The 13483-nt window shown below is 40.1% G+C and carries 13 protein-coding genes; 7 read left to right on the top strand and 6 right to left on the bottom strand.

Translation table 11 applies throughout. The features are described from left to right. Positions 1-80: 80 nt before the first annotated feature. The 4 genes from pgeF to hpt all read right to left on the bottom strand — a co-directional run bounded on the left by pgeF (position 81) and on the right by hpt (position 3435). Positions 81-860, bottom strand: a complete 780-nt coding sequence (gene pgeF, locus D0T49_RS04075; protein WP_163629315.1) for a peptidoglycan editing factor PgeF — start codon at positions 858-860, stop codon at positions 81-83. A gap of 32 nt (positions 861-892) precedes the next feature. Continuing rightward, complete coding sequence (gene obgE, locus D0T49_RS04070; RefSeq protein WP_163629314.1) at positions 893-2065, bottom strand: GTPase ObgE; 1173 nt, start codon at positions 2063-2065, stop codon at positions 893-895. A gap of 152 nt (positions 2066-2217) precedes the next feature. Further along, positions 2218-2820 (bottom strand): adenylate kinase, encoded by a 603-nt coding sequence (locus D0T49_RS04065; protein WP_163629313.1) that lies wholly within the window; start codon positions 2818-2820, stop codon positions 2218-2220. A gap of 75 nt (positions 2821-2895) precedes the next feature. Then, positions 2896-3435, bottom strand: coding sequence for a hypoxanthine phosphoribosyltransferase (hpt, locus tag D0T49_RS04060; RefSeq protein WP_163629312.1), 540 nt, complete (start codon positions 3433-3435; stop codon positions 2896-2898). Positions 3436-3707: 272 nt separating this feature from the next. Here hpt and D0T49_RS04055 point away from each other — a divergent pair, with 272 nt between their 5' ends. After that, positions 3708-4121: a PaaI family thioesterase gene (locus D0T49_RS04055; protein WP_163629311.1), complete on the top strand. Its 414-nt coding sequence runs from the start codon at positions 3708-3710 to the stop codon at positions 4119-4121. Positions 4122-4394: 273 nt separating this feature from the next. After that, positions 4395-5594, top strand: a complete 1200-nt coding sequence (locus D0T49_RS04050; protein WP_163629310.1) for an aminopeptidase C — start codon at positions 4395-4397, stop codon at positions 5592-5594. A 106-nt stretch (positions 5595-5700) separates the two neighbouring features. On the opposite strand, the gene tdh is transcribed toward D0T49_RS04050, so the two are convergent. Both tdh and D0T49_RS04040 read right to left on the bottom strand, forming a co-directional pair. After that, positions 5701-6726, bottom strand: a complete 1026-nt coding sequence (gene tdh / locus D0T49_RS04045; protein ID WP_163629309.1) for an L-threonine 3-dehydrogenase — start codon at positions 6724-6726, stop codon at positions 5701-5703. A 400-nt stretch (positions 6727-7126) separates the two neighbouring features. Beyond that, entirely contained in the window at positions 7127-8704 is a 1578-nt protein-coding gene (locus tag D0T49_RS04040) for a peptide chain release factor 3 (protein WP_163629308.1), read from the bottom strand. A 522-nt stretch (positions 8705-9226) separates the two neighbouring features. On the opposite strand from D0T49_RS04040, the gene mce reads away from it, so the two are divergent. The 5 genes from mce to D0T49_RS04015 all read left to right on the top strand — a co-directional run bounded on the left by mce (position 9227) and on the right by D0T49_RS04015 (position 13455). Next, positions 9227-9637 carry a methylmalonyl-CoA epimerase gene (mce, locus tag D0T49_RS04035; protein ID WP_163629307.1) on the top strand — a complete coding sequence of 137 codons (411 nt, stop codon included), beginning with the start codon at positions 9227-9229 and terminating at the stop codon, positions 9635-9637. Positions 9638-9692: 55 nt separating this feature from the next. Then, a complete protein-coding gene (locus D0T49_RS04030; protein ID WP_163629306.1) occupies positions 9693-11252 on the top strand; it encodes an acyl-CoA carboxylase subunit beta in 1560 nt (519 codons plus the stop codon). A gap of 10 nt (positions 11253-11262) precedes the next feature. Beyond that, positions 11263-11616 carry an OadG family protein gene (locus D0T49_RS04025; protein ID WP_163629305.1) on the top strand — a complete coding sequence of 118 codons (354 nt, stop codon included), beginning with the start codon at positions 11263-11265 and terminating at the stop codon, positions 11614-11616. A gap of 95 nt (positions 11617-11711) precedes the next feature. Next, entirely contained in the window at positions 11712-12158 is a 447-nt protein-coding gene (locus D0T49_RS04020) for a biotin/lipoyl-containing protein (protein ID WP_163629304.1), read from the top strand. 124 nt (positions 12159-12282) lie between these two features. After that, positions 12283-13455: a sodium ion-translocating decarboxylase subunit beta gene (locus tag D0T49_RS04015; protein WP_370519596.1), complete on the top strand. Its 1173-nt coding sequence runs from the start codon at positions 12283-12285 to the stop codon at positions 13453-13455. The last annotated feature ends 28 nt before the right edge of the window (positions 13456-13483 follow it).

Here is a 13483-nt window from a genome sequence, read left to right as displayed (position 1 = left end):
AGCTCTTTTTCAGGAGTGCAAAGGTACTAAATTATTAAAAGCTATAATAATAAATATGTTTTTATTTTACTTGCGAGCCCTTATTTTTTCATCATGATGCCGGTAAGCATTCGTCCCGACCGGATTCCTAAGCGGCGGGCAGAGAAAAAATCCTTATGGTTGGTATAGGTGCATATTCCAGCGGTTTCAATTTGAGCCTCAGGGATATCGTTTTCTGTGAGTAGCCATTTGTTGGCTTTCCAGAGGTCTAAATGATATTTGTTCTCTGTTTTCCTGAAAATTTTGGATACGGGAAATCCGGCTTGTTCAAAGTTGGAGGTTAGTTCTTCGCCAACTTCATAGGCATCGGCTGAGATAGAAGGGGCGATGGTTACGTAAATATCGTGGGGATTGGAGTTGTATTTTTCCCGAAAGGTGTTGATAACCTTTTCGGCAATGCGCAAGCATGTTCCACGCCATCCGGCATGGACAGCCGCTACAACGTGTTTATGCTTGTCGTAAAACAGCAGGGGAACACAGTCGGCTGTGGTAACTCCTATGCAGATATTTTTTTCGTTTGTAAAGAGTGCGTCAACACCATACAGGTAATCCGTTTTTGCACTTTCATCCATTTGAAAAAAGGATTCGTTTATCTCGCGTATTTCATTGCCGTGTGTCTGAAATGGAATGATTAAGCGTTCGGGGCTGATGCCGGCTCTTTCGCAAAGTATATTTTTGTTTTCCGTATAATGCGCCGGATTGTCTCCCGTATATGGACTCAGATTGAAAGAGCGGTAATCGCCCGTGCTTGCTCCACCCGCACGGGTAGTGCTGAGATGTATCAATTCGGGAAAACCATTTAATAACTCGGACGAATACATGCGTTAAGCCTCAGGGGTTTTTTATGCCGGATTTAAAGCGGGTCGTCCCAGCCTATACCTTTGTAGCGGCTGATATCCTCGTCATCGTCGTCCTCCTCTTCTTCATCAAATTCAATATCTTCACCATTGATAAAATAATCATCATCGTCCATTATTTCCTCTTTTGTTTCTACCTGCATTGGGCGGTGGGTGATGTCAATTACCTTGTTCGATTCCTTGTTCAGTTCGTCCCATATCAGGTCTTTCAAATCCACGATTCCAAGCCCTGTTACCGACGAAATAAATACGGTTTGTATGTCCTGTGGAATTTCTTTTTTCATCTCGGCTATCAGTTCATCATCCAGCATATCGCACTTGCTTATAGCCAGTATGCGCTGTTTCTCCACCAGTTCGGGATTGTACTTTTTAAGTTCATTCAGCAATATGCTGTACTCCTCGTATATGTTATCGCTATCGGCAGGAATCATAAATAGCAGAATGGCATTGCGCTCGATATGCCGCAGAAAACGAAGCCCCAATCCACGCCCTTCGGCTGCACCTTCTATAATTCCCGGTATGTCGGCCATTACGAACGACTTATTGTCGCGATAGGATACGATACCAAGATTAGGTACAAGGGTGGTAAAAGGGTAATCTGCTATTTCGGGCTTTGCAGCCGAAACTACCGAAAGCAGGGTCGATTTTCCGGCATTTGGGAAACCTACCAGTCCTACGTCGGCAAGTATCTTGAGCTGTAAAACAATGGTTTTCTCGGTGCGTGGTTCGCCCGGTTGTGCAAACCGTGGAGTCTGGTTTGTAGCCGTGCGGAAATGCCAGTTGCCTTGTCCGCCCCGCCCGCCTTTCAGCAGTATTTCTTCTTGTCCGTCTTCGGTTATGTCGCAAATAAAATCACCTGTTTCGGCATCGTAAGCCACAGTTCCGCATGGTACGTCTATTATTTCGTCTTTTCCGTTTTTCCCAAAGCTACGGCTTGCCCCTCCCGATTCTCCGTCTCCGGCATAAATATGGCGTGTGTAGCGTAGGTGAATCAGCGTCCAGTAATTTTTGTTTCCTCGCAGGATGATGCTTCCGCCTTTACCGCCGTCGCCCCCGTCGGGGCCTCCTTTGGGTACATATTTTTCCCTGTGAAGGTGGGTAGAGCCTGCTCCTCCCTTGCCCGAACGGCAATATATCTTTACGTAGTCAACGAAATTAGAACCAGCCATGTGTTGTGTTTTATTATTTTAGAGTTGAATATCTTCCTTTTTAAACAAAACAAGCAAGACAAAAGGTTTTATCTGTCTTGCCTTGTTTTATCTCGGTAATAATATACTCTTGTTTTGAATGTTTCCTCCTTTTTTTAAAAAAAAGCTTGCTGTCAGGAAGCGACGTTTTCGTCTTCGTTTATAATGTCGATTACCTTACATACCCTGTCGAATATATTGTCGATGTTTCCTGAACCATCGATTACTGTATATTTGTTTTGTTTTTTGTAATAATCGTTCACAGGTTTTGTTTTTTCGTGATAAACCTCAAGTCGTTTTTTTATTGTTTCCAAATTATCATCGCAGCGTCCTGATGTTTTTCCACGATTAACCAATCGTTCAACCAGCTCATTTTCTTCAACCATCAGGTCGAGCAGAATGGTTATATCCCTGTTGCGTTTTTTTATCAATAGTTCCAACGCTTCGGCCTGAGCTACTGTACGTGGAAAGCCATCTAAAATAATACCGTTGTATTTTCCGTTTTTTTCTTTTTCTTCGATGGCATTGTCCAGAATTTCAATAATCATTTCGTCGGGCACAAGTTGCCCTTTTGATATGTAGCTGTCGGCTATTTTACCCAACTCGCTGCCCGAGGCTATCTCAGCGCGTAGCAAATCACCTGTCGACAGGTGTAGGAGATTATATTTTTCTTTAATCAAGTCGCTCTGTGTGCCTTTTCCGCTTCCGGGTGCACCAAAAATAATGATGTTCAGCATTTTTCTACTTTCAAAATAATACCTATGTTTGTTTACAAGCTGTGAAATTAAAGTCAATTTCTCAGATAGTTGGCTTTATTCTTGCACAACTGTATATATATCTTTCAAATTACGTCCATATCCGTTGTAATCCAATCCGTACCCTACAATGAAATCGTTTGGTATTTTCATGGCTACATAGTCTATTGTAATGTCGCGCTGCAAAGCATCGGGCTTTTGCAAAAAGGTGGCTATCTTTATTTCCTTTGCTCCTTTGGCAGTAAGCGAAGCTATTATTTTCTCCATCGTAACGCCTGTGTCTACAATATCCTCGACTACTACAATGTTGCGTCCCACTATGTTTTCATTCAGTCCTATTACTTCTTTTACCTTTCCGGTGGTGTACAAACCCTCATATGAAGATAGTTTGACGAATGTGATTTCGCAGGGGATATTTATTTGTTTCATCAGGTCGCCTGCAAACATAAAAGCACCGTTAAGCACGCATATAAACAAAGGGTCTTTATCAATCAGGTCTTGGTTGATTTGGTCAGCAACCCTTTTTACGGATTCCTGAATGTCAGTTTCCGGTATTGATAAAGAAAATTTTTTGTCATGTATGTCAATTATACTCATATGCGAACGCTTTTGCGTAAAAGATAAACTTTACTTGTCTTGTTAAAAATAATAAATAGCGCAAATTGTTGCAAAAATACAAAATATCATTTAATAAAACGAGTTATTTGATGTTTTTCTTTTTGTTAATATTTGGAGTTAAAAAAATGTTTTTTGTAATAAAATAGATGTTTCGGATGGATATTTGTTTGATTTTGTGCTGTTTCTGTATGGTTTGGCATGTTGGTGATTTAATTAGTACCTTTGTAAACTTAATATAGAAATGGAAGAAAATGGATGAACAGGTAAAACAAAAACTGATAGACAGGGTGAACGGAAATCCCTATGTGAAGCATCTGGATATAAGGTTTGAAAAAGTAGAGGAAGGATTTGTAGAGGCAAGAATGCCCTTGTATGATGAACAACGCCAGTATAGTGGGGTGATTCACGGCGGAATTTTAGCTGCTGTGGCCGATACGGTAGCCGGCTTTGCTGCTTATACAATGACTCCGGTTGACAAGGATGTGCTGACGGCCGAACTTAAAGTGTCGTTTCTGCGTGCAGCGTGGGGAAACGAGCTTGTGGCTAAAGGTACGGTAGTGAAAGCCGGGCGTAATATACACTTCAGCGAGTGCGAAATTTATTGTGACGGGAAACTGGTAAGTAAGGCATCAGGCACGTTTTGTGTAGTGCATAAGCAAGTGTGAGTTTAAGCCTGATTTTAAACACTTTTTTCTGTTTGTGACTCCTTAGTATTTAGAAACTGTTTAAATTTACCATAAACAATATAATTATCTTTGAATCCCCTTTTTCGCAATAAATTATGCCCTTTTTTGTAAAATTCCGTCTTCTGTTTTACTCATTTAGCCCGCTAAAATCGCAAAACGAATCCGAAATTTTTCCAAAAAATCATCATAATTTATTTTGCGAGCTAAATTTAAACAATTTCTTAACCTTGAATAATTTTTAAAGTATATATAATGAAAAAAATAGTTTTATTTACGTTTTTATTTATTTGTAGTTTTTCTCTTATAAATGCACAGGAAAAGAAAGATACTGCGCCTGTTGACACTTTCCGCTTTACGGTTGTAAAAGAACTGCCTATTACTCCGGTGAAAAATCAGTCGAGTTCCGGCACATGCTGGAGTTTTTCGGGCTTAGGGCTTTTCGAGGCTGAATTACTACGTCTGGGTAAGCCCGAAGTTGATTTATCCGAAATGTTTGTTGTGTATCACTCATATTCCGACCAAGCTGAAAAGTACGTACGTATGCACGGTGCTCTTAATTTTTCGGCAGGAGGCTCGTTTCACGATGTATTATATGTGTTGAAAAATTACGGGATTGTGCCCGAATCACTTATGCCGGGTTTGAATTATGGAGAGAATATGCATAAACATGGCGAACTGGATGCCGTCACCTCAGCTTATGTAAAAGCGGTTATTCAAAATAAGAACAAAAAACTTTCTACAGCCTGGAAAAAAGGATTCGATGGAGTTTTGGATGCTTATCTGGGTGAATTACCTACTGAATTTGCATTGAATGGCAAGAAATATACACCACAATCATATGCTCAATCGCTGGGGCTGAATTTTGACGATTATGTGTCATTGACATCATACACTCATCATCCTTTTTATGGAAAATTTGCGTTGGAGATACCTGACAACTGGCGTTGGGGCGAATCTTATAACTTGCCTTTGGATGAATTTATGCAAGTATTCGACAATGCAATTAATAATGGTTACGCGCTTGCATGGGGTTCGGACGTGAGCGAGAGGGGGTTTAGCCGGAATGGTATCGCGGTAAATCCTGAAACCCGTATAGATAACCTGCCCGGCAGCGACCAAGCGCGCTGGTTGAATATCTCTGAAAAACAGATGTTGGATTCTATTTATAAATTAAATACTCCTCAGCCTGAAATAAAGGTAACTCAGGAACTTCGTCAACAGGGTTTTGATAACTACGAAACTACCGACGACCACGGCATGCTGATATATGGTATTGCGAAAGACCAGAACGGAACAAAGTATTATATGGTAAAAAACTCGTGGGGTACTGATAGCAAATACAAAGGAATATGGTACGCAAGCGAGTCGTTCGTACAACAAAAAACGATGAATATAATGGTGCATAAGGATGCGATACCAAAAGATGTTAAGAAAAAGCTGGGAATAAAATAATAAAAAAACCAGAGGCTGAACACGTTCAGCCTCTGGTTTTTTTATTAATATTTTGACTAATTAAAACCTGTAACGAATTTTTAGGATTAGTCAATTTTGAAACTTATTATTCCCAGTCTAAAATTACCTTGCCACATTCGCCCGATTCCATCACGTCAAAGCCTTTTTGGAAATCGTCTACTTTAAAACGGTGTGTAATGATAGGCGAAAGGTCAATACCGGTGATAAGCATTTGCTCCATCTGATACCATGTTTCCCACATTTCACGTCCGTAGATGCCCTTCAGAGTCAGCGACTTAAATATAATCTTATTCCAATCTACAGTGGTGTTGCTTGGTAATATACCTAATAACGAAATCTTAGAGCCGTTATACATGTTTTCTACCATTTCTCTGAAAGCAACAGGTGAGCCTGACATTTCCAGCCCGACATCAAAACCATGCATATTCAGTTTTTTGATGGCACCAGCTACGGTTTCGCCCTTAGTAGGGTTGATAGTCAGAGTTGCCCCCATCTTTTTAGCAATGTCCAAACGGTAATCGCTCAAATCGCTGACAACGATATTGCGTGCACCTGCAAACCGACAAATAGCCGTAGCCATACTGCCAATAAGCCCTGCACCTGTAATCAGCACATCCTCGCCCAACAATGGGAACGAAAGTGCTGTGTGAGTAGCATTTCCAAACGGGTCCATGATTGAAGCCATTTCGTCAGGAATTCTGTCATCCAGACGAACAACATTTTCGGCAGGAAGCGACAGATACTCAGCAAAAGCCCCATCACGGTCGACTCCTACACCTGTTGTGTTTTCGCAAACGTGTAGTTTGCCACGGCGGCAGTTACGACAATGACCACATGCAATATGCCCCTCGCCGGTTACTCTGTCGCCTATTTCAAGGTTTTTTACCCCCGAACCCTTATCGACAATTACGCCCACATACTCGTGTCCGATAGTCATAGGCGTTTTAATAGTAGCCTGCGACCAATCGTCCCATTTGTAAATGTGAAGGTCGGTACCGCAAATAGCAGTCTTTTTTATTTTTATCAATACATCGTTCACGCCTATTTCGGGCACCGGAACATCTTGCATCCAGATACCTTTTTCCGGACGAAGTTTTACTAAAGCTTTCATAATAATAGAATTTATTTTTTTACTTAGAGGTTGTTTAAATTTTCCACAAAGAAGCTATTATAGTTTTGAATATATCTTTTTCGCAATAAATTATGTCCTTTTTTGTAAAATTTCACCTCTCATTTTACTNTTACTCATTTAGCCCGCTAAAATCGTAAAATGAAGTCAAAATTTCCCTAAAAAATCATCAAAATTTATCTTGCGAGTAAAATTTAAACAACCTCTTACACTTTTTATCTTTCAATTTAAAATACCTGATAACGAAGTACAAAATTCGTACAAATATTTATAGTATCCGGACTTGTTTTGTGTAAATATTTACTGAGTTAATTCAAAGGCGAAATTACAATAATTTTGATGAATTTAATTACCAATAATCAGGTAATTTAATAACATTTTATTAAAATTCGGATGTGAAGTGGAAGCGTATGTTTTTAAAGTCGTTTTGCGCCATTTGCAGCACGTACGAAGAATCTGCCAAAAAGACATCCCGCCCTTCCTTGTCTATTGCCATATACTGGGCTTTACGTTTTTTAAAGTTCTCCAGTTCGGCTTCGTCATCACTCTCAATCCAGCATGCTTTGAATAACGAAACGGATTCCCAGCGACATTGCGCTCCATACTCGTGCAGCAAGCGGTATTGTATTACCTCAAATTGGAGTTGTCCTACAGTACCTATAATTTTTCGGTTGTTATACTGGTTGATGAATAATTGTGCAACACCTTCGTCCATCAATTGTGCAATGCCTTTTTCCAGTTGCTTTGTCTTCATCGGGTCGGCATTTTCAATGTATTTGAACATTTCAGGAGAGAAGCTCGGCAAGCCTTTAAAATGCAATTGTTCGCCCGAAGTAAGCGTATCACCTATTTTGAATGTACCCGTATCCGGCAAGCCTACAATATCGCCTGCATACGCTTCATCTACAGTCTCTTTCTTCTGTGCCATAAATGCTGTAGGGCTCGAAAAACGCATCATCTTGCCATGCCGTACGTGCTTGTAATTCACATTACGCTCAAATTTACCCGAACATATTTTTACAAACGCAATACAACTCCTGTGGTTAGGGTCCATATTGGCGTGTATTTTAAATATAAATCCGGTGAAAGCGTCTTCGTAAGGACTAATCTCGCGCTCGATAGCCTGCACAGGAAGCGGCGACGGAGCTACTTCTACAAAACAATCAAGCAATTCTTTTACCCCAAAATTATTCAGCGCGCTGCCATAAAACACAGGTGCAAGCTCACCTGCCAAGTATTTTTCCGAATCAAACTCAGGATAAACCCCGTTTACAATTTCAAGGTCTTCGCGCAGTTTTATTGCGTTCATTTCACCGATATGGTTTTCGAGTTCGGGATTATTTATATCCGAAAAAGAAATAGCCTCGCTGATGGCTTGCTTGTTGGGTGTGTAAAGGTGCAGGTTTTGTTCGTAGATATTATAAACCCCTTTGAATGAAGCTCCCATACTGATAGGCCAGCTAAGCGGGCATACCTGAATACCCAACTCAGCCTCCAATTCGTCAAGCAAGTCGAATGAATCACGCCCTTCGCGGTCGAGTTTATTTACAAATATAATGACCGGAGTATTACGCATCCGGCACACATTCATCAATTTACGTGTTTGCGCTTCCACGCCCTTTGCCACGTCTACCACAATAATAACACTATCTACAGCGGTAAGCGTGCGGTAAGTATCTTCGGCAAAGTCTTGGTGACCGGGAGTATCCAATATATTTATTTTATAATCGCGATACTCAAAACCCATAACCGAAGTAGCTACAGAGATACCACGCTGTTTTTCTATCTCCATCCAGTCGGAGGTAGCGGTCTTTTTTATTTTGTTGGATTTTACTGCACCCGCCACATGAATAGCTCCTCCGAAAAGGAGTAATTTCTCGGTCAGGGTTGTTTTTCCCGCGTCGGGGTGACTAATGATGGCAAAAGTTCTACGGCGTTTTATTTCTGATTCAAAACTCATCTATATGCTGATATTCAAAAGATTACAAACTAAAGCAAAAATCGTTTTTTACGACGTGCAAAGGTACGCTTTTTACTTGATTTACAAAAGGGGGAAAAGATTGGCTCCTGTAAATTTTCGGCTACGAAATTCGGTATAGATGCTTGATAGTATTATCCGTCAATTTTTGATTCGGTTGCTTTGATTTTTAAATTTCTTTTGAAGTTTAATTCTTCGGAATGTAAAAGATATTTCAGGTTTGCTGAAATTAGCGAATTATTTTGCTCATGGCGATTGGAAACAAACATTCGCAGGAATTTGTAAATGCTGTATTGATTTGAAAATCAACGGCTAATAAAATAATGAAAAAATGTATATTATTTGGTTGATTATGAGAAATTTTTGCTGTACATTTGTGGTTTTTAGTGAAATACGGAAAAAATTCTTTAATTGTTTTTTGTCGTTTTCTTTATAAGTGATTTTATTTATTTGTTTGCCAAGGATTTAGGAATTTATTAATTTTTCAATTATTATACATTTTATATGAAACTTACACATATTGAGCATTTAGGAATTGCTGTAAAAAGCCTTGATGATGCGATTCCGTTTTATGAAAACGTTTTAGGGTTAAAGTGCTACGCTATCGAAGAAGTGGCAGAACAAAAAGTAAGAACTGCTTTTTTTAAGGTAGGAAGTACTAAAATAGAATTGCTGGAATCTACCGACCCTGAAGGGCCTATTGGTAAATTTATCGAGAAAAAAGGCGAAGGTATCCAGCACGTGGCGTTTGCTGTAGAAGGATTGCAGGAAAATCTGGATGAACTTGCCGAAAAAGGAGTTTTGCTGATAGACAAACAACCCCGTAAAGGTGCCGAAGGTTTGAATATCGCATTTTTACATCCTAAATCTACATTTGGTGTGTTGACCGAGCTTTGTGAAAATCCGAATAAATAAATTATCAATCGTATATATATCATAAAAACACGATAAAAAAATCCAAATTGTAGAGATGGAAAATAAAGAAAAGATTAAAAAACTCATTGATTTACGCGCAGAGGCTAAATTAGGAGGTGGCGAGAAACGTATCGCATCCCAACATGCAAAAGGAAAGTATACAGCACGCGAACGTATCGACATGCTTTTGGATGAAGGTAGTTTTGAAGAACTTGATATGTTTGTGACGCATCGTTGCCACAACTTCGGTATGGAAAACGAAAAATACCTTGGTGATGGTGTTGTTACAGGGCATGGTACTATTGACGGGCGTATTGTATATGTGTATGCGCAAGATTTTACCGTATTCGGAGGGTCGTTGTCGGAAACAATGGCAATGAAAATATGCAAGGTGATGGACATGGCAATGAAGATGGGTGCGCCTATAATTGGAATCAACGATTCGGGAGGTGCTCGTATTCAGGAAGGTGTGAACGCATTGGCAGGATATGCAGAGATTTTCCAACGTAACATTCTGGCATCGGGCGTTGTACCTCAGATTTCGGCTATTTATGGCCCATGTGCAGGTGGTGCAGTTTACTCTCCGGCTTTGACCGACTTTATTTTGATGACTGAAAACAACAGTTACATGTTTGTAACCGGCCCTAAAGTTGTAAAATCGGTTACAAATGAGGATATTACTACCGAAGACTTGGGAGGTGCCGACGTACATACTAAAAAATCGGGAGTTGCCCAGTTCAAAGTGCAGACAGAAGAAGAGGGGATGATGATGATTCGTAAATTGCTTTCTTACATTCCTCAAAACAATTTGGAAGAGGCTCCTTTATTCAATACCAACGACCCGATTGACCGCTTGGAAGACTCGCTTAATGAAATCATACCTGATAATCCAAATCAACCATATGATGTAAAAGATGTTATCCATGCTATTGTAGATAATGAAGAGTTTTTGGAAGTGCATCGCATGTATGCAAAGAATATCGTAGTTGGTTTTGCCCGTTTCAACGGACAGTCGACCGGTATCATTGCAAACCAGCCTAATTTCTTGGCAGGTGTGCTTGATTGCGATGCCTCGCGCAAGGCAGCTCGTTTTGTTCGTTTCTGCGATGCCTTTAATATTCCTATTCTTACCTTGGTAGATGTTCCCGGATTCTTACCCGGCTCATCGCAAGAATATCAGGGTATCATTACTCACGGTGCAAAGCTGATGTTTGCTTATGGCGAAGCTACTGTGCCTAAAGTAACGGTTACGCTTCGTAAGTCGTACGGAGGAGCGCACTGCGTGATGAGCAGCAAGCAGCTTCGCGGCGACTTTAATTACGCATGGCCAACTGCCGAAATTGCAGTTATGGGTGCTTCGGGTGCTATCGAAGTGTTGGAAGGACGCGCTATTGCTAAAATGGAAGATGCCGGAGAAAAAGCAAAATATATTGCAGAAAAAACAGAAGCATATAATACTGCTTTCGCCAATCCGTATAATGCAGCATCGTATGCTTATATCGACGATGTTATCGAGCCGCGCAATACCCGTTTCCGTGTAATTCGTGCGTTTCAAGCATTGCAAACCAAAAAGCTGGCTAATCCGTTGAAAAAACATAGTAATATCCCATTATAATTTATAAGTTATGATTATACTTAATGCAACAATGGAATGGGGCGATATATTGATAGCTTCGCTTACGAGTGTTCTTATTGTGTTTTCATCACTGGCAGTATTGTCTTTGGCTTTTAAACTCACAGGCAATTTGAGTGTGAAAAGTTCGAAAAAACGTATAGAGAAGCGAGTAGATATACCTAACGATGCGATAGCTCCGTCAGATATCCCTGCTTCGGAAATAGCAGCCATTGCTATGGCACTGCACCTGTTTTTGGACGATGTGCATGATAAGGAAAGTAATGTAATTACTATCAAGCGCATTGAAAGACGCTATTCTCCTTGGAATTCGAAAATATATGGACTTACAAATTTGAATAGATAAAAAACAAAAATTGAAAAATGAAGAATGAAAAATGAACATTATAAATTCAAAGTGTCATTTTCAGGTTTCAATTTTCGGTTTTCAATTATAACAAGATGAAAAAATTTAGCTTTGAGATAAACGGCTCAAAATACGAAGTTAACGTAAAAAAAGTCGAAGGTGAAAATGCCAAGTTAGAAGTAAACGGCACACCTTATTCCGTGAAAATACATCAGGAAATTAAAACATCCAAAACTCCGATTTTAGTTCGCAGCGAAGTATCTAATGCAGATGCGCCTAAAGTTGCCGGCGAAAAAATGACTCCGGTAGAGGAAACAAAAAAACCAAGTTCAAAAACAATTAAGTCACCGCTTCCCGGAAGCGTGTTCAAGGTGGTGGTAAAACCCGGCGACACATTTAAAGAAGGTGATTTGTTGATGGTATTGGAGTCGATGAAAATGGAGAACAATATACTTGCCGAAACTAACGGTACTATTGTAAAAATAAATGCACCTGAGGGTAAAGCAGTATTGCAGGATGAAGTGTTGTTTGAAATCGAATAAAATAAGCCTTATGATGAAACAACATAATAAATTAAACAGAACGACCATTATCATTTTTCTGATACTGATGGTGTTTCCTATCCAAATGATGGCGCAAGGAAGTACCGGAGGAGGTCACTCGATAATGGGTAGCTTGGGGAAATTCTGGGCTACTACCGGATTTGCAAACTTTCATTATAAAAGCCTCATTATGATAATTATCGGGGTGGTTTTTATAGTCTTAGGTATTGTGAAAAAATGGGAACCTTTGTTGCTTGTACCCATAGGTTTTGGTATGATAGTGGGAAATATCCCCTTTACCGAAGGTTATGAAGTGGGTATATACGAAGAGGGGTCTGTATTCAATATACTGTATGGTGGAGTAAGAATGGGTTGGTATCCTCCTTTGATTTTCTTGGGAATTGGTGCCATGACCGACTTTTCTTCATTAATCTCGAATCCCAAATTAATGTTACTGGGAGCTTCGGCACAAGTAGGTATTTTTATAACTTTCATCGGTGCTTATGCTTTAGGATTTACTCCTGAAGAATCAGGTGCAATCGGTATTATCGGTGGTGCCGACGGGCCTACAGCTATTTTCCTTACATCAAAACTTGCTCCGCACTTAATTGGTGCTATTGCTATTACAGCTTATTCGTATATGGCACTTGTACCACTTATCCAACCGCCTATCATGAGGTTGTTGATACCAAAAAAAGAGCGTCTTATACGGATGAAAGCTCCTCGCCAAGTATCGAAAGCCGAAAAAATTATCTTTCCTATTGTAGGTTTGATATTAACCACATTCATTGTACCAAGTGCTTTGCCCTTGTTGGGAATGTTGTTTTTCGGTAACTTGCTGAAAGAGTCGGGAGTGACTGAGCGTTTGGCTGATACAGCCCGTAATGCTTTGATGAATGTAGTTACTATTTTGTTAGGTTTTACGGTAGGAGCCTCTACACAGGCTGTACGTATGATTGAAGACCCGATAACCGGCGAATTGGTAAACAAAGGATTCTTGACCGATTATTCTTTGAAAATATTTATACTGGGTGCGGTTTCTTTTGCAATAGCAACAGCCAGTGGAGTTTTGTTTGCACGCCTTATGAACTTGTTCTTAAAAGGGGATAACAAAATCAACCCGTTGATTGGGTCAGCAGGTGTTTCGGCCGTACCGGCAGCAGCGCGTGTTTCTCAGGAACAGGGACTGAAAGCGGACAAAGGCAACCACTTGCTTATGCATGCTATGGCGCCTAACGTGTCGGGTGTTATCGGTTCGGCGGTAGCGGCCGGTATATTATTAAGTATGCTAACTTGATAAAACTGTCCTACTTAGATATAAAAAA

The sequence above is a fragment of the Paludibacter sp. 221 genome (assembly GCF_010501035.1).
GTDB lineage: Bacteria > Bacteroidota > Bacteroidia > Bacteroidales > Paludibacteraceae > QVMH01.
This window is presented reverse-complemented; position numbering and strand designations above follow the sequence as displayed.